The organism is Rhizobium sp. P44RR-XXIV (assembly GCF_001999485.2).
In the GTDB taxonomy this organism is placed as follows: Bacteria; Pseudomonadota; Alphaproteobacteria; order Rhizobiales; family Rhizobiaceae; genus Rhizobium.
Genome location: NZ_MPVZ02000027.1, coordinates 238,350 through 255,331, shown reverse-complemented (window position 1 = coordinate 255,331; position 16,982 = coordinate 238,350). Strand labels below are relative to the sequence as shown.

The following is a 16,982-nucleotide window of genomic DNA, read 5'->3' as shown; positions in this document are numbered from 1 at the left end:
AGCACTACGCCTGAGGAGGGCGGGGGAGTGGGTGCGGGAAATAGATCCCGCATCTGAAGCTTAAATTTGGGAGGAAGATCATGCGTAGACTGATGACGACGAGTGCTTTGGTAGCGCTGGCGGTTGCCGGTGCAGCGGTTGGGGCACGTGCGGCGGATGTGAAGGAAGTGCAGATGCTGCACTGGTGGACGTCGGGCGGCGAGGCTGCAGCGTTGAACGTGCTGAAGCAGGACCTGTCCAAGGAAGGCTATGCCTGGAAGGACGTTCCGGTTGCCGGCGGTGGCGGCGATGCGGCCATGACGGCGCTGAAGGCGATGGTTGCCGCCGGCAATTATCCGACCGCGTCGCAGATGCTCGGCTATACCGTGCTCGATTATGCCCAGGAAGGCGTGATGGGCGACCTGACCGAGACCGCCAAGAAGGAAGGCTGGGACAAGTCGGTTCCAAAGGCCTTGCAGAAGTTCGCCGTCTACAAGGGCAAGTGGGTCGCAGCCCCGGTCAACGTCCACTCCGTCAACTGGCTGTGGATCAACAAGGCCGTCATGGACAAGATCGGCGGCACGCAGCCAAAGACCTTCGACGACCTGATCGCGCTGCTCGACAAGGCCAAGGCTGCCGGCGTCGTGCCGCTGGCGCTTGGCGGTCAGGATTGGCAGGAAGCGACGATGTTCGATTCGATCGTGCTGTCGACCGGCGGTCCGGAATTCTACAAGAAGGCCTTCAACGACCTCGACGAGGCCTCGCTGAAGTCCGACACGATGAAGAAGTCCTTCGATAACCTGGCCAAGATCACCAAGTATGTCGACCCGAACTTCTCGGGCCGCGACTGGAACCTTGCCACCGCCATGGTCATCAAGGGTGATGCCCTCGTGCAGGTCATGGGCGATTGGGCCAAGGGCGAATTCGTCGCCGCCAAGAAGACCCCGAACACCGACTATCTGTGCTACCGCTTCCCCGGCACCGAAGGCAGCGTGATCTACAACTCCGACATGTTCGGCATGTTCAACGTTCCCGCCGACCGCAAGGCCGCCCAGGTAGCGCTGGCAACCGCAACCCTGTCGAAGAGCTTCCAGTCGGCCTTCAACGTCGTCAAGGGTTCGGTTCCCTCGCGCACCGACGTGCCGGACACAGCCTTTGACGCCTGCGGCAAGAAGGGCATTGCCGACCTGAAGCACGCCAATGAAGGCGGCACGCTGTTCGGCTCGCTCGCCCAGGGCTATGGCGCGCCTCCGGCAATCGCCAATGCCTATAAGGACGTGGTCTCCAAGTTCGTCCACGGCCAGATCAAGACCTCCGACGAAGCTGTCACCCAGCTCGTCCAGGCGATCGACGACGCCCGCTGATATCGGGTTTGAGAACGGCTTCCCCGCCTGGGCGGGGAAGCCTCTGACGGCAGGCCATACCTCGGGGAGGAGATGAACCTCATGAGTTCAATTGCAACAAGGGAACCGGTGTCGGCGCGGCCGGCGGTTTCATTCCGCGCGCGCCTGCAGGACGCGCTGCCCAGGATCGTGCTTGCGCCCAGCTTCGCCATCACGCTGGTCTTCGTCTACGGCTTCATTCTGTGGACCGTCTACCTGTCCTTCACCAATTCCAAGACCTTCCCCTCCTATGACCTGACCGGCGCACGCGCCTATCAGCGCCTCTGGCGCTGGACCTTCGAGAACGATCCGCCATCCTCCTGGTACACCTCGATCGTCAACATGGGGATCTTCGGCTTCCTCTATATCTTCATCTGCCTGGCGCTCGGCCTGCTGCTGGCGATCCTGCTCGACCAGAAGATCCGCGGCGAGGGCGTGCTCAGGCCGATCTTCCTCTATCCGATGGCGCTGTCCTTCATCGTCACGGGCGTCGCCTGGAAGTGGTTCCTCGATCCGGGTCTCGGCCTCGAGCAGACATTGCATCAGTTCGGCTGGACCAGCTTTCACTTCGACTGGATCAAGAACAAGGATTTTGTCATCTACACCGTCGTCATCGCCGGTGTCTGGCAGGCCTCCGGCTTCGTCATGGCCATGTTCCTCGCCGGCCTGCGCGGCATCGACAGCGAGATCATGAAAGCGGCGCAGATCGATGGCGCCTCGCCGCTGCAGCTCTATCGCCGCATCATCATTCCGCTGCTGCGCCCGGTGTTCCTCTCCGCCTTCATCGTGCTTGCCCACATGGCGATCAAGTCCTACGACCTCGTGGTGGCGCTGACCTCGGGCGGCCCCGGCGGCTCGGCCTGGCTGCCGTCCAACTTCATGTATGAATACACCTTCAAGCGCAACGAGATGGCCGTCGGTTCGGCCAGCGCCGTGATCATGCTGATGACCATCTCGGCCATCATCGTCCCCTATCTCTATTCCGAACTGAAGGAGAAGGCGCGATGAGTTCCGTTGCCACCGCCGGCCTGGCGCCGCACGACAACCCCGCCCATCGCGCCAATCGCGGCCGCTGGATCAGCCGGGTCATCATCTACGGCCTGCTGTTTCTCTTTGCGCTGTTCTATCTCGCGCCGCTCTTCGTCATGCTCGTCACCTCGTTCAAGACCATGGACGAGATCCAGAACGGCAACATGCTGGCGCTGCCCAGGTCTCCCACTTTCGATCCCTGGCTGAAGGCCTGGGGCGAGACCTGCGTCGGGCTCACCTGCGCCGGCATCAAGGGCTATTTCTGGAACTCCATCAAGATGGTGGTCCCGGCCGTGGCGATCTCGACCATCCTTGGCGCGCTCAACGGCTATGTGCTGACCAAGTGGCGCTTTCCCGGCCATACGCTGGTGTTCGCCCTGATGCTGTTTGCCTGCTTCATTCCGTTCCAGTCGGTGCTGCTGCCGATGGCGACGATCCTCGGTGCGCTCGGCCGCTTCGGCGTTACCCTGCAGGATGCCACGGGTTTTAGCTTCGGCTTCGGCAATTCCACCGTCAACCTGGTCTTCGTTCACGTCGTCTACGGCCTCGGCTTCACCACGCTGTTCTTCCGCAACTACTACGAGGCCTTTCCGACCGAGCTGGTCAGGGCCGCCCAGGTCGACGGCGCCGGCTTCTTCCAGATCTTCCGCCGCATCATGCTGCCAAGCTCGCTGCCGATCATCGTCGTCACCGTCATCTACCAGTTCACCAATATCTGGAACGACTTCCTGTTTGCGTCCGCCTATGCCGGCACCGGCGATGCCATGCCGATGACCGTCGCACTCAACAACGTCGTCAACACCTCGACCGGCGTGGTCGAATACAACGTCAACATGGCCGCCGCCATGATCGCCGCCGTCCCCACGCTCATCGTCTACATTCTCGCTGGCCGCTACTTCGTGCGCGGTCTGATGGCGGGCGCAGTCAAAGGATAACAGCCATGGCCTTTCTAGAAATTTCCGGACTGAAGAAGCGCTATGGCGCCGTCGACATCCTCAAGGGCATCGATCTCGAGCTCGAGAAGGGCGGCTTCCTCGTCCTCGTCGGACCGTCCGGCTGCGGCAAGTCCACCCTGCTCAACACCATTGCCGGTCTTGAAGCCATCAGCGACGGCGACATCCGCGTCGACGGACGCTCCATTGCCGGCCTGCATCCCTCCAAGCGCGATATCGCCATGGTGTTCCAGAGCTATGCGCTCTATCCGAACATGACGGTTGCCGGCAACATCGCCTTTGGCATGGAGATGCGCGGCGTGCCCGCCGACGAGCGCAAGAAAGCGATCGACGAGGTCGCCAAGGTGCTGCAGATCAGCCATCTGCTCGACCGCAAGCCGAGCCAGCTGTCGGGCGGCCAGCGCCAGCGCGTCGCCATGGGCCGTGCACTCGTGCGCGACCCCAAACTCTTCCTCTTCGACGAGCCGCTCTCCAACCTCGATGCCAAGCTGCGTGTCGACATGCGCACCGAGATCAAGCGCCTGCACGAGCGCATGAAGACCACCATCGTCTATGTCACCCATGACCAGATCGAGGCCATGACGCTGGCAACCAAGATCGCCGTTCTCAAGGATGGCGTGCTGCAGCAGTTCGGCTCGCCGGCCGAGATCTACAACAATCCCGCCAACATGTTCGTTGCCGACTTCATGGGATCGCCCGCCATGAACCTGCTCTCCGGCACCATCGAAAAGGGCAGCAACGGCCTGTCCGTCTCATTGGCGCGCGGCGATGGCGAGCTGATCCGGCTGCCGATCGCCGCCGGTCGCGAGCAGCTCGAGGCCCATGACGGCCGCGCCGTCGTCTTCGGCATTCGCCCCGAGGCACTCACCGACCCAGACGGCGCCGACCGCAATGCCCAGACCGTCTCCGAAAACGATTGCCTCATCGAAGTCGTCGAGCCCGCCGGATCCGACACCTTCGCCGTCATCAAGCTCGGCGGCAAGGAAGTCGTCGCCCGCCTGCGCGCCGACGTCCGCATCCAGGCCGGCCAAAACGCTCGCCTCGCGTTCAACCTCGATAAAACAGTCTTCTTCGATCCAAATACCCAAGCAAGAATAGCTTGAGGGGGGGTGGAGCTCACATGAACGACACGCCCGACATCGTCATCATCGGTTCAGGAGTGGGCGGCTCGACCGTTGCTTCCGGTCTGGCTGCAACAGGCGCCCAGATCCTCATCCTCGAGGCCGGCGATCACATCAGAGACAATCCGGTTAATCGGGATCAGCGCGCGATCTTTCAGCGCGGCCATTTCCGACCGAAGGAGACCTGGTACGAGGCTGACGGTAAGGGGTTCAATCCGGGCAACTACTATAATGTCGGGGGAAATTCGAAATTCTACGGCGCGGTGCTGTCACGCTATCGCCGCGAAGACTTCGATGTCATCCAGCATCGTGAAGGCGTCTCGCCAGCATGGCCCTTCCCCTACGATACCCTGGAGCCCTGGTATAGCCGCGCGGAACGCCTGTACGATGTGCGGGGAGCGCTCGGAGAAGATCCGACGGAACCCTTTCATTCGGGCAGCTACGACTATCCGCCGGTTCCCGACGAGCCACCGATTGCGGATGTGAGGGCGCGCATCAAGAAGAAAGGGCTTCATCCGTTCTCATTGCCATTGGGTGTCGATATAGACCGGTGGCTGGCAAAGGCGCAGACACCGTGGGATGCGCATCCAAATTCCGCCGATGGGAAGATGGATGCCGAGACTGTGGCGCTCGCCGCCGCACTTCGGCACGAAAACGTGCGGCTCGAAACGAATGCGCGCGTGGTCAGGCTCGATACCGGCGCGGGCGGGTTGATCGAAAAGGTCGTCTATCTGAAAAATGGACAGACTCTTTCGGTATCGCCGAAGCTCGTCATTCTTTCCGCCGGCGCGGTCCAGTCCTCAGCCCTTCTGCTGCGCTCCGCCAATGACAGTTTCAAGACCGGACTTGCGAACTCTTCCGATCAGGTCGGGCGCAATTTCATGAACCACAATTCTTCGGCCGTGATCGGCATCTCGCCGGGTTTCAGGAACACCTCCGTCTACCAGAAGACATTCGCCTTCAACGATTTCTATCTGTCTGACGGCGAGGGCGGTCCGCCGCTTGGCAATGTCCAGCTTCTCGGCCGGGTCTCAGGCAAGATCCTCAAGGGATCTCTTCCTAACGTTCCGGAATGGCTTCTCGGCCTCGTCGCTGGGCACGCCATCGACTTCTACGCGATGAGCGAGGATATGCCCAATCCCGAGAGCCGCATCATGGTCGATGGAGACAGGATCGTCCTGCAATGGAAGCGGACCAATTGGGATGCGCATCTGGCGCTCGTCGCCAAGCTGAAGGGCATCCTGAAGTCGATCGGCTTTCCGATCGTCCTCGCCAAACCCTTCGACAAGCGGACACCCTCGCACCAGTGCGGCACCGTCCGTATCGGTAACGATCCCGCAACGGCACCGCTCGATACCTTCTGCCGCGCCTATGACCATGAAAATCTGTTCGTCGTCGACGCAAGCTTCCTGCCGACCTCGGCCGCCGTCAATCCGGCACTGACGGTTGCAAGCCAGGCACTGCGGGTCGCCGATCACATCGTATCGAAGGATTTGAAGCAGGCAGGCATCGGCGCAGAAGCTGGCCTGTCAACGCCGCGCATATAACAGGATCACAACATGGCTTTCGACTATATCATAACAGGTGCCGGACCCGCGGGATGCGTGCTTGCAAACCGGTTGAGCGAAGACCCGGATGTCAAGGTGCTCCTGCTCGAAGCTGGCGGCGGCGACTGGAATCCCCTGTTCCACATGCCGGCCGGCTTCGCCAAGATGACGAAGGGGGTTGCAAGCTGGGGCTGGGAGACGGTGCCGCAGAAGCACATGAAGGGGCGAGTGCTCCGCTACACCCAGGCCAAGGTGATCGGCGGCGGCTCCTCGATCAACGCGCAGCTCTATACTCGCGGCAATGCTGCAGACTACGACCTATGGGCCAGCGAAGACGGATGCGACGGCTGGGACTACCGCTCTATCCTTCCCTATTTCAAACGGGCCGAGGACAACCAGCGTTTTGCCGACGACTACCACTCTTACGGCGGCCCTTTGGGTGTCTCGATGCCTGCCGCACCGCTCCCGATCTGCGATGCCTATATCCGCGCAGGCCAGGAACTTGGAATCCCTTATAATCACGACTTCAACGGCCGCCAGCAGGCCGGCGTCGGTTTTTATCAGCTCACGCAACGCAATCGTCGGCGGTCGTCGGCGTCGCTCGGATACCTCTCGCCTATAAAGGATCGCAAGAACCTGACGGTTCGCACCGGCGCCCGCGTTTCGCGCATTGTCCTTGAAGGCAAACGCGCCGTTGGGGTCGAGATCGCCGGCAAGAATGGCGTGGAGATCGTTCGCGCCGAACGCGAAGTGCTGGTCTCCTCTGGCGCGATCGGCTCGCCGAAGCTTCTCCTCCAGTCGGGCATCGGACCTGGCGATCATCTGCGATCGGCCGGTGTCAAGGTGCTGCATGATCTGCCCGGCGTAGGTGGCAATCTGCAGGATCATCTCGATCTCTTCGTGATCGCCGAATGCACTGGCGACCATACCTATGACGGCGTGGCGAAACTCCACCGGACGCTTTGGGCCGGCATCCAATATGTTCTGTTTCGCACCGGACCGGTCGCCTCGTCGCTCTTCGAGACAGGTGGATTCTGGTATGCCGATCCGGATGCCCGCTCCCCCGACATCCAGTTCCATCTCGGACTCGGATCGGGCATCGAGGCAGGCGTCGAGCGTCTGAAGAACGCCGGCGTGACCCTCAACTCCGCCTATCTGCACCCAAGGTCGCGCGGAACCGTGCGCCTGTCATCGGCGGATCCTGCTGCAGCTCCCCTCATCGACCCCAACTACTGGTCGGATCCGCACGACAGGGCGATGTCTCTGGAGGGATTAAAGATCGCGCGCGAAATCATGCAGCAGGCGGCACTCAAGCCATATGTCATGGCCGAGCGCCTTCCCGGCCCGAAGGTGATGACCGACGAACAGCTCTTCGATTACGGCTGCGCCAATGCTAAGACCGATCATCACCCCGTCGGGACATGCAAGATGGGCACGGGCTTAGATGCCGTCGTCGGCCTAGACCTGAAAGTCCATGGTCTTGAAGGGCTGCGGGTCTGCGACTCCTCCGTCATGCCGCGCGTTCCCTCATGCAATACCAATGCGCCGACCATCATGGTGGGCGAGAAGGGATCGGATCTGATCCGGGGGCTGCCGCCGCTTCCCGCGACGATCTTTTCCTATGAGCGCAACGACACGCGTCCCCGGGCGCGAGCCGGCGTTCGCTAGGTCCGCATAAATCGCGATGGCGAACAGCCGACAATCATTTGCCGACCGGTCCCGCGAGGATCGGTAGTCCATGGAGTGACAAGAATGGCCGAAATCAAGGTAGCAGTGCTCGGGGCATCGGGCTGGATGGGCAAGGTCCATACCATGGCCTATCAGACCTTCCCGCATTTCTTTGGTGTATCGGGCGGCACCGCGCGTGTCGTTGCGCTTGTCGAAGCCAATCCGAAGGTTCACGAGGATCTGGCACGCAGGCGCCCGACGCAAAGATCCTGCAGGACTGGAAAGAAGTGGTGAACGATCCGGAGGTGGATCTGATCGATATCTGCCTGCCCGACAGCCTGCACTACGAAGTCGCCAAGGCGGCCTTGATGGCGGGAAAGCACGTCTATTGCGAGAAGCCGCTTGCGAATACGGCCAAGGAAGCGCGCGAGCTTGCTGATATCGCGAAGACCAAGGGCGTGATTACCCGTGTCGGCCATGCCTTTCCGCGAAATCCGGTGCATGATCTTGCCAAGGAGATCATCGAGGCGGGTGAGATCGGCGAGATCAAGATGTTCCGTGGCTGCCAGCATGTCGACATGTATGGAGATCCGAGCGCGCCCTTCATGTGGCGCGCCGACGGCAAGCTCGCCCCGACAGGCATTGTCGGCGACACCGGCTCTCACATCTTCAGCTTCATGGAGTTTCTGGTCGGCCGCGTCAGCTCGCTGATCGCCGACAATCTGATTGTCACGCCGAAGCGCCCGGTTGTCGAGGGTCTTGCCTATGGTGAGCAGGTCAAGCTGAAGGGCGACGAGGCCTGGGCCGAGATTACCAATCCCGACGCCACCAATCTGCTTTGCCGTTTTGAGAACGGCGCAAGCGGCATCGTCGATTTCAGCCGTGTGGCGACCGGCCGCAAATTCATGCAGACCTATGAGGTCTACGGCACCAAGGGCAGCCTCGCCTATACCTATGACGAGGTGAACCGCCTGCGCTTCTATTCGAATGACGATCGCGCCGGGCGAGCCGGTTTCCGCGAGATCGATGTCGGCCCGGAGAACCCGACCTTCAGGGCCTTCCTGCCACTGCCGAACTTCGCGCTCGGCTACAATGAGAGCAAGATCATCGAGGTTGCCGAAGTCATACGCTCGATCACGACCAACACGCCGATGTGGCCGACATTCGAGACCGGGCATCACATCTGCCAGATCGTCGACGCGTGCATGGAATCCTCGCGCCTCAAGCGCTGGGTTGACATCCCCTTCGCGTGACCGGACGCCTATCGCAAGGACAGACGCCATGACCATTGATGTCCCTCAACATATTCTCGACGCGCTGACGGATGTCGATATGCCGAAGCTTTCGGCAGAGGCGGCTTCATCCGAAACGGTGACCCTCGCCGGCATCGATGTGCCAGTCTATAGGGCCGGCTGTGTTGTGGTGGGATCGGGGGCTGCGGGTCTGCGCGCGGCCGTCGAAATGAAGCGGCGCGGTGACGATGTCGTCGTCATGAGCCAGAGCGCCTGGGGCGGCACCTCGGCCTGTTCCGGCTCCGACAAGCAGACGCTTCACACGGCAAACACCGCCGATCAGGGCGATAATTTCAAGGCGATGGCACGCGCCATCCGCGCCGGTGGCGCGATGGACGAGGACACCGCCTATGTCGAGGCTGTCGGTTCCGCCCGCATGATGGCGTCGCTGCAATTCCTGGGATTGCCGCTGCCGCAGGATCCCTTGGGAGGCACGCTCCGATATCAGACGGATCACGACGAGGTCGGTCGCGCCACCAGTTGCGGCCCGCGCACATCGCGATTGATGGTCAAAGTGCTGGCAGAAGAGGCAATCCGCCTCAACGTTCCGATCTGTAACCACACGACAGCCGTGAAGATCCTGACTGAAGGCGACGGCGACGGCCCCAGGGTCATGGGCGTGCTGGCGATCCGCGCCGCCGACCGGACGGACGCCAACCCCTTTGGCATCGCCCTGTTTTCCTGCGGGGTGCTGGTGCTTGCGGCGGGAGGGCCGGGTGAACTTTATCGGGATAGCGTCTATCCAAATGGCTGTTTCGGATCGCTCGGTCTGGCGCTGGAGGCAGGCCTCGAACTTGTCAACCTGACGGAGAGCCAGTTCGGCATCGGCACGCGCCGGGAAGGGTTTCCCTGGAACCTCTCGGGAACCTATGTCCAGGCGATCCCGCATATTTATTCCGTCGACGCCGATGGAAACGAGCATCATTTCCTGGCGCAATATTATCGCAGCACCCAGGAGATGGCCTCGAACGTCTTCCGCAAGGGGTATCAGTGGCCGTTTCACTCCACCCGGATGCTAGATTTCGGCTCAAGCCTCGTGGATCTGGCCATCTACCGCGAAAATGCGGCGGGCTGCCGGGTCTTCATGGATTTCAACAGGAACCCGCTGCCGGTACCCGGCGACCAGCCCTTTTCGCTCGAACGGCTTGACGACGACGTGAAACAATATCTGGGCAATGCCGGCGCGAACCAGGATCTTCCAATCCAGCGCCTGCGGCACATGAACCCGCTCGCGATCGAGCTTTATCGCCGCTACAAGGTCGACATCGCAGTCGAGCCGCTCGAATTTGCCGTCAACAACCAGCATATGAACGGCGGCATTCTGGTCGACACCTGGGGTCGCAGCAGTCTTGCAGGTTGCTACGCCATCGGCGAGGCGGCCGGCACACATGGCGTGACGCGGCCGGGTGGCGCCGCGCTGAACGCGGGTCAGGTCTTTGGCACAAGGGCGGCCGAGCACATTGGGGCGAGCGGCAAGGCAAAGATTGCTCCCAAGACCGATATCACGGCGACCGCCCGAGCGGGGGTCTCCAATCTGCTCGAAATACTGAAACCGGGCAGCCTGCTGACGGTGAAGTCAATCCGGGCCGAAGTACAGGCTCGCATGAGCGAGAAGGCTGGCATCATCTGTGACGGCAGCAGCGTCGCTGAAGCCTTGGTGGAAGCAAGTCAACTCAGCACTCAAATCCGCGAAAACGGAATAGCGTATGAACGGGCAGCGGAAGCAGGGCGAGCCCTGCAATGGCGGCAGATGGCGCTTGCATCGGAGGCGGTATTATTCGCGCTGGACTACTTCATTCAAAACGGCGGCGGCAGCCGCGGCGCCCGCGCCATATGTGATCGGGCAGGGGACGCGCTGCCGTTTGATCGTTCCGGCCCTCTCGAGGAATACCGCTTCCGAAGCGAACAGGATGCCCATCGGGACGAACAGATCATCGTTTGGCTTGAAGGTGACGCCATGAAGATCCGTACACGCCCGATCCGGCGGTTCGACGAAAGCGCAAAGTCATTTTTCGAGCGCGATTGGCCGGCTTGGCTGACAGGCCGCATCTACGACCTAGACGCCGATCAGTAACACCGGAGCTGCCCAGCAAGGCTATGCGACGGTCGCGATAACTCGGGACAAAACCCTGCCCGGCTGAGTGCCTATGCGTAAGGCGTGCCCGCCAATGCAGCCTTAAGGCCAATGGTTCCCTTGTCAACGACAGCGAGAAAGGCGGCTTTTGCTTCCTTTGTGTCCTGGCGGTGCCGAAAGGTCATGTGACCCTGAATGAGGGCGACGGCCCAGGTCGCCAGCAGCAGGCTGGCCGCCAGTTTGGCATCGGGATCGGTTGGTTCCCGCCCAACGCTTTCCGATAGCGCCACCGCCACGACCTGCGCGATCTCGTCGCGTATCGCTCTTACCCGGGCCTTCAGCGTTTCGCTGCCTTCGATCGTCTTTACGAAGCCCTGGCTGCGAGCCGAAAAATCGACGGCAGGACTCTCCTCCGCAACCAGCCGATGCGCGAATAGACGATAGGCCTCGATCGGAGCGACGCCGGCCTCACGCTGCCGCAAGGCCTCGCGCAGCATCTCGCGCGCCTCCTCGTCGCGATCGAACAGCATGTCCTCTTTGCGGGGGAAATAGTTGAACACCGTCATCCGCCCGACGTCGGCGGCGGCGGCGATCTCGTCCACCGTCACATGGTCGAAGCCGCGCTCAAAGAAGAGGCGCGTGGCGACATTCGAAATGTTCTGACGCGTGGCGAGGCGTTTACGGGTTCGCAGGTCGGTTGGAATTGCCATGTCCGAGTTGATAGCAGGATTTTTATACTGAGTACACATTTTCTGTTGACCTCCGCGCTCCGCGAGCGTAGCAATAATGTGTACTCAGTCTATTATTGGACTTAATACCATAAACCCACATGCCCCCGCAGACGACCAAACCGAAAGGGAAGCATCATGAAGGCTGTTCAATTCAACGAATATGGAGGACCCGAGGTCCTGCATGTCGTCGAGATCGATGAACCGCATGCTGGCCCCGGTCAGGTGCGGATCGCCGTCCGCGCCGCCGGGGTGAACCCCTCCGACTGGAAGCGCCGGAACGGACAGTATCGTGACTTCGAGGAGGTGACGTTTCCATCGGGTCTCGGCGTCGAAGCGTCAGGCGTTGTCGACGAGGTCGGCGCGGGCGTTTCCAACGTTGCTATCGGAGACGCCGTCTTTGGTTTCGGCGAAGGCACGATCGCTCAACATGCGGTTCTCACGCATTGGGCGCATAAGCCGGATGATTTGCCCTTCGATGTCGCCGCCGGCCTGCCTGTCATCGTCGACACGGCAACGCGTGCGCTTGACGAAGTCGGCATCAAATCCGGCGAGACGCTATTGGTGAGCGGTGCTGCAGGCGGGATCGGCACGGCTGTCGTCCAGCTTGCGCGCCTGCGTGGGGTGATCGTCATCGGCACCGCGAGCGCGCCGAAGCATGACTATCTGCGAGAGCTTGGCGCCATCCCAACGCCGTACGGACCGGGGCTGGCTGGACGCCTAAGGGAGCTCGTACCGGATGGCATTGACGCTGCCCTCGATCTCGCCGGCTCGGGAATCATACCGGAGTTGATCGATATCGTCGGTGATCCCACCCATGTTCTTTCCGTCGCCGATTTCTCTGCTGAGGAATACGGCGCAAAATTTTCACACGGCCCTCCCGAGAACCCCGAGCAGATTTTCATCGATGTGGCTCGGCTCTATTCCGAAGGCCTTTTCCGCTTGCATGTCGAACAGACCTTTCCACTTGAGCAGACCGCGCAAGCGATGGAGGTCAGCGCCAAAGGGCGCGTGACCGGCAAGCTCATCATTTCCATGGATTGAAACCCAATGAACAAGCCTCTTGTCGTTATCTTTGCCGCGATCTGTTTAGACGCCGTCGGCATTAGCCTCATCTTTCCCATTCTTCCCCGCCTTCTCGAGGATGTGACGCACACGCAGAACATTGCGCCCTATATCGGCATCATGACGCGCTCTACGCTGCCATGCAGTTCGTCTTCGCGCCGGTGCTCGGTGCGCTCAGCGACAATCTTGGCAGGCGTCCCGTGCTGCTCATTTCCCTTGCGGGTGCGGCGATCAATTACGTCATCATGGCGTTCGCCCCGCAGCTCTGGATGCTGCTGCTCGGCCGCGCCATTGCCGGCCTGACCAGCGCCAATATCTCCGTGGCAACGGCCTACATCACCGATATTTCGCCCGAGGATAAGCGAGCACGCCGTTTCGGCCTGTTCAACGCCATGTTCGGTATCGGCTTCATCGTCGGACCGGTAATCGGCGGGTTGCTCGGCGACCATTGGCTGCGGCTCCCTTTCATCGCCGCGGCAATGCTGAACGGGTGCAACCTGCTGCTGGCTTTCTTCGTCCTGCCCGAATCTCGCACTCCGTCCCGCCAGAGGATCGATCTGGCCGTTCTCAACCCGCTTCGGCCGCTGCGCTGGGTCTTCTCGATGAAGGGACTTCTGCCGATCGTCCTCGTCTATTTCATCCTGAGTGCCACTGGCGAGGCCTATGGTACGTGCTGGGCATTGTGGGGCTTCGATACCTTCCAGTGGAATGGCCTTTGGATCGGCCTTTCGCTGGGTGCCTTCGGTGTCTGCCAGACGCTGGTGCAGATCTTCCTGCCCGGTCCCGCGACGAAACTTCTCGGCGAGCGATGGGCCGTGATCGCCGGGATAGGTTGCGCCTGCATCGCGCTTGTCGCAATGGCTTTCGCCAACCAGGGCTGGATCGTCTTCGCGATCATGCCGATCTTCGCCCTTGCAGGCATTGGCACGCCGGCGTTTCAGGCGCTCGCCACCCGGCAGGTCGATTCGGCCAGCCAAGGCCAGTTCCAGGGCGTACTGATATCGGCGGTAAGCCTGGCCTCCATTATAAGCCCTCTCGCATTCTCGACTTTCTACTTTGCCGTCCAGAAAGAGTGGCCCGGCGCCATTTGGCTATCGGTCGTCGTCGTCTTTGCAATTGCGGTGCCGCTGGTCTTACTCGGCACCAGGACCACCCATCCCATGCAGGTGGCCAACGCCTGACCGAGGCTTAGCCGGCTTTACGCAGGCCATCTTGCCATCCATCCCCAAAAATCCGCAGCGGCGAGAAATATATTTCACATGATGAATTATATTGACAACACGCAGGCCATGCGGTTTCTTGTCGACATCGGAACTCGAGGAGGAGTTTCGATCTTCATTGGGATCATAGGCCCCCACAAGGGAGGCCAGGGGACATTTGGGAAGGGGCTTCGGCCTCTGGGGAGGAACTTTGCGCAAATTTCTAAGCACGACCGCAATGGCTGTTCTGGCCGCAGCGGCATTCGTCTCGACGGCGTCTGCAGCGGAGACGGACAATCCGTTTCGCTGCAAGCCCGGCGAAAAATACGTCATGAACGTCATGGTATCCGGCGTCGAATACTGGTTCCCGGTCTATGAGATGTTCAAGCAGGCCGGCCGCCAGCTCGGCTGCGAGACCGCCTATACCGGAACGCCGGAATATGACGTCAACAAGCAGATCGCCACCTTCGATCAGGCACTTGCCCAGAACCCGGCTGGCATTCTCGTCCATCCGATGAATTCCGACCCGTTCATCGAGCCGATCAACCGCGCGATCGATCAGGGCACGGCGGTCGTCACCTTCGCGGCGGATTCGCCGCTTTCCAAGCGCATCTCCTTCATCACCTCGGACAATGCGCGTGAAGGCACCTACGCTGCCGATGCGATTGCCGCAAAGCTCGGTGGCAAGGGCGAATATGCCGTTCTGGAAAATCCGGGGCAGGACAATCACGACAAGCGCATCGCCGCTTTCATCGCTCGCATGGAAACAAAATATCCTGACATGAAGCTCGTCGGCCGCGCGGCCTCGAACCAGGATCCCAACAAGGCCTATCAGGGTCTCATGAGCCTGGTGCAGGCGCATCCGAACCTCAATGCCGTGTTCATGCCCGAGGCGAACTCGGCAATCGGCGCAGCCCAGGCCAACAAGGAAAGCGGCGGCAAGATCCTCGTGATGTGCGCCGACGTCAATGCCAACATTCTCGACATGATCAAGGCCGGCGAAGTGTTCGGCTCGATCAACCCAAACCAGGGCATGCAGGGTTACATGGGTTTCATGATGCTCTGGTTTGCCAAGCATCCCGAGCTGATCGACCCGATGAACGACGCCAAGCGTTCCGGCTTCAACCCGATGAGCATTCCCTTCGTCGATAACGGCCTGTCGATCGTGACAGCCGCCAATGCCGACGATTTCTATTGGGACAAGTACCTGAAGCGTCGTGGTACGAAGGGTATCGAGGAGTAAACTTTGCAAAACGGTTGTCCGGGATGAGGAAATCCCGGACAGCCCATGCAGGGTGGACAAGGGAGAGGATGTTATGACGCCAGCGCCGGTCCTGGAGATACGCAATGTCAGCAAACACTTCGGCGCCATCAAGGCGCTGACGGATGTGACATTCACCCTGGAAAGGGGCGAGGTTCATGCGCTCTGCGGCGAGAACGGCGCGGGCAAGTCGACGCTCATGAACATCATCGCCGGCGTGCTGCAGCCGAACGAAGGAGAAATCCTCATCGATGGCGCGCATGTGAAGATTGCCTCTCCGGCCCATGCCCAGACCTTGGGAATAGGTCTCGTCCACCAGGAAATCGCCCTCTGCCCGGACGCCACCACTGCCGAGAACATGTTCATGGCGGCCACAAACCGCCGCCGCTCGCCTTTCATGAATTTTGCCCGGCTGGAGCGGGAAGCGCAGGCTGTCATGAACCGCCTTGCTCCGATCGACGTCCGCCAGAAGGTCAGCGAGCTGCCGATTTCAAGCCAGCAGCTCGTCGAGATCGCCAAGGCGCTGACGCTCGATTGCCGGGTTCTGATCTTCGACGAGCCGACGGCGGCGCTGACGGTCACGGAAGCACAGGTGCTCTTCGGCATCATCAACGATCTGAAGGCCCAGGGCATATCGATCGTCTATATCAGCCACCGCATGGCGGAGATTTTCAGCCTCTGCGACCGCGTCACCGTCTTTCGCGACGGCCGCTATGTTTCGACGGAACGGGTGTCGGATATCAGCGCCGAGGACGTGGTGCGCCGCATGGTTGGACGCGAGATCACCCAGCTCTATCCGGAAAAGCAGAATGAGACCGAGCGCAACAACGAAACCATTTTCTCTGTTCGTAATCTCGGTGACGGTAAGCGCTTCCACGATGTCAGCTTCGAACTGCGCAAAGGCGAAATTCTCGGGATCGGCGGCCTGATCGGCTCCGGGCGAACCGAAATCGCCGAAGGCGTCTGCGGGCTGCGCCAGACAACGACAGGCGAGGTCCGATTGCAGGACAATACACTCCGGACGACGTCCTATGCGGATGCTGTGCGGGCCGGCGTCGTCTACCTCTCCGAGGATCGCAAAGGCTCCGGTGTCTTTCTCGACCTATCGATTGCGCAGAACATTGCCGCTCTCGATTTGAAGTCGCTGACCGGCCGGTTCGGGCTCTTGAATGCGAAGGCAGAGGCGGATCGGGCAGGCGAACTTGCGCGCCGTCTCGGCGTTCGCATGGGCGGTATCGACATGCCGGTCTCATCGCTCTCCGGCGGCAATCAGCAGAAGGTCGCCATCGCCAAACAGCTGGCGGTCGATCCGAAAGTGATCCTTCTCGATGAGCCGACGCGCGGCATCGATGTCGGCGCAAAATCCGAGATTCATCGCCTGCTGCGTGATCTCGCGCGCTCCGGTATCGGCATCGTCGTCATCACCTCGGAATTGCAGGAGCTTCTCGGTCTCTGCGACCGGGCGATCGTCATCCGCGAAGGCACCGTCGCCGGCGAAGTCGAAGGCGCGGCGATGACGGAAGAGGCCATCATGCGGCTGGCATCGGGCATCGGCGCCGGGCAACACACCACATCAAAGGCATCAGAGCATGCCGTCTGAGAAAAAGGCAGAAACGGGGGACAAGGCAGTGACAGATCATGCATTGGCGGTGACGAGGCAGCGCGCTTCTTCCTGGAGGAAGCT

The 16,982-nt window shown here is 61.0% G+C and carries 11 protein-coding genes and 2 pseudogenes; 12 read left to right on the top strand and 1 reads right to left on the bottom strand.

Going from position 1 to position 16,982, the window contains the following annotated elements; translation table 11 throughout:
• The first annotated feature begins 80 nt into the window (after positions 1–80).
• The 8 genes and pseudogenes from BSK43_RS13550 to BSK43_RS13515 all read left to right on the top strand — a co-directional run bounded on the left by BSK43_RS13550 (position 81) and on the right by BSK43_RS13515 (position 11,045).
• On the top strand, positions 81–1,343 hold the full coding sequence (locus tag BSK43_RS13550) for an ABC transporter substrate-binding protein (RefSeq protein ID WP_136686914.1): 1,263 nt from the start codon (positions 81–83) through the stop codon (positions 1,341–1,343).
• 81 nt (positions 1,344–1,424) lie between these two features.
• The gene (locus tag BSK43_RS13545; protein ID WP_077472992.1) at positions 1,425–2,369 is read left to right on the top strand and encodes a sugar ABC transporter permease; all 945 of its coding nucleotides are present in this window, start codon (positions 1,425–1,427) and stop codon (positions 2,367–2,369) included.
• The gene (locus BSK43_RS13540; protein ID WP_077472991.1) at positions 2,366–3,325 is read left to right on the top strand and encodes a carbohydrate ABC transporter permease; all 960 of its coding nucleotides are present in this window, start codon (positions 2,366–2,368) and stop codon (positions 3,323–3,325) included. The genes BSK43_RS13545 and BSK43_RS13540 overlap by 4 nt, the downstream gene beginning before the upstream one ends.
• A 5-nt stretch (positions 3,326–3,330) precedes the next feature.
• Complete coding sequence (locus BSK43_RS13535; protein ID WP_136686912.1) at positions 3,331–4,446, top strand: ABC transporter ATP-binding protein; 1,116 nt, start codon at positions 3,331–3,333, stop codon at positions 4,444–4,446.
• A gap of 17 nt (positions 4,447–4,463) precedes the next feature.
• On the top strand, positions 4,464–6,011 hold the full coding sequence (locus BSK43_RS13530; protein ID WP_077470678.1) for a GMC family oxidoreductase: 1,548 nt from the start codon (positions 4,464–4,466) through the stop codon (positions 6,009–6,011).
• A gap of 12 nt (positions 6,012–6,023) precedes the next feature.
• Positions 6,024–7,679, top strand: coding sequence for a GMC family oxidoreductase N-terminal domain-containing protein (locus BSK43_RS13525; protein ID WP_077470677.1), 1,656 nt, complete (start codon positions 6,024–6,026; stop codon positions 7,677–7,679).
• An 84-nt stretch (positions 7,680–7,763) separates the two neighbouring features.
• Positions 7,764–8,932 (top strand): annotated as a pseudogene (locus BSK43_RS13520) (Gfo/Idh/MocA family oxidoreductase).
• Positions 8,933–8,960: 28 nt separating this feature from the next.
• Positions 8,961–11,045 carry an FAD-binding protein gene (locus tag BSK43_RS13515; protein ID WP_077470676.1) on the top strand — a complete coding sequence of 695 codons (2,085 nt, stop codon included), beginning with the start codon at positions 8,961–8,963 and terminating at the stop codon, positions 11,043–11,045.
• Between the two features lie 71 nt (positions 11,046–11,116).
• On the opposite strand, the gene BSK43_RS13510 is transcribed toward BSK43_RS13515, so the two are convergent.
• Complete coding sequence (locus tag BSK43_RS13510) at positions 11,117–11,755, bottom strand: TetR family transcriptional regulator (RefSeq protein ID WP_077470675.1); 639 nt, start codon at positions 11,753–11,755, stop codon at positions 11,117–11,119.
• A gap of 156 nt (positions 11,756–11,911) precedes the next feature.
• On the opposite strand from BSK43_RS13510, the gene BSK43_RS13505 reads away from it, so the two are divergent.
• From BSK43_RS13505 to BSK43_RS13490, 4 genes and pseudogenes are all read left to right on the top strand, one after another.
• Positions 11,912–12,817 carry an NADP-dependent oxidoreductase gene (locus tag BSK43_RS13505; protein WP_077470674.1) on the top strand — a complete coding sequence of 302 codons (906 nt, stop codon included), beginning with the start codon at positions 11,912–11,914 and terminating at the stop codon, positions 12,815–12,817.
• A gap of 6 nt (positions 12,818–12,823) precedes the next feature.
• Positions 12,824–14,019, top strand: a pseudogene (locus BSK43_RS13500) (TCR/Tet family MFS transporter).
• A gap of 229 nt (positions 14,020–14,248) precedes the next feature.
• Complete coding sequence (locus tag BSK43_RS13495; RefSeq protein WP_136686910.1) at positions 14,249–15,280, top strand: substrate-binding domain-containing protein; 1,032 nt, start codon at positions 14,249–14,251, stop codon at positions 15,278–15,280.
• Positions 15,281–15,353: 73 nt separating this feature from the next.
• Entirely contained in the window at positions 15,354–16,898 is a 1,545-nt protein-coding gene (locus BSK43_RS13490) for a sugar ABC transporter ATP-binding protein (RefSeq protein WP_077470673.1), read from the top strand.
• Positions 16,899–16,982: the final 84 nt, after the last annotated feature.

Excerpts from the sequence above, each read along its gene's own strand:
- BSK43_RS13550 (WP_136686914.1), top strand. The coding sequence starts at position 81 with ATGCGTAGACTGATGACGACGAGTGCTTTGGTAGCGCTGGCGGTTGCC.
- BSK43_RS13545 (WP_077472992.1), top strand. The coding sequence starts at position 1,425 with ATGAGTTCAATTGCAACAAGGGAACCGGTGTCGGCGCGGCCGGCGGTT.
- BSK43_RS13540 (WP_077472991.1), top strand. The coding sequence starts at position 2,366 with ATGAGTTCCGTTGCCACCGCCGGCCTGGCGCCGCACGACAACCCCGCC.
- BSK43_RS13535 (WP_136686912.1), top strand. The coding sequence starts at position 3,331 with ATGGCCTTTCTAGAAATTTCCGGACTGAAGAAGCGCTATGGCGCCGTC.
- BSK43_RS13530 (WP_077470678.1), top strand. The coding sequence starts at position 4,464 with ATGAACGACACGCCCGACATCGTCATCATCGGTTCAGGAGTGGGCGGC.
- BSK43_RS13525 (WP_077470677.1), top strand. The coding sequence starts at position 6,024 with ATGGCTTTCGACTATATCATAACAGGTGCCGGACCCGCGGGATGCGTG.
- BSK43_RS13515 (WP_077470676.1), top strand. The coding sequence starts at position 8,961 with ATGACCATTGATGTCCCTCAACATATTCTCGACGCGCTGACGGATGTC.
- BSK43_RS13510 (WP_077470675.1), bottom strand. The coding sequence starts at position 11,755 with ATGGCAATTCCAACCGACCTGCGAACCCGTAAACGCCTCGCCACGCGT.
- BSK43_RS13505 (WP_077470674.1), top strand. The coding sequence starts at position 11,912 with ATGAAGGCTGTTCAATTCAACGAATATGGAGGACCCGAGGTCCTGCAT.
- BSK43_RS13490 (WP_077470673.1), top strand. The coding sequence starts at position 15,354 with ATGACGCCAGCGCCGGTCCTGGAGATACGCAATGTCAGCAAACACTTC.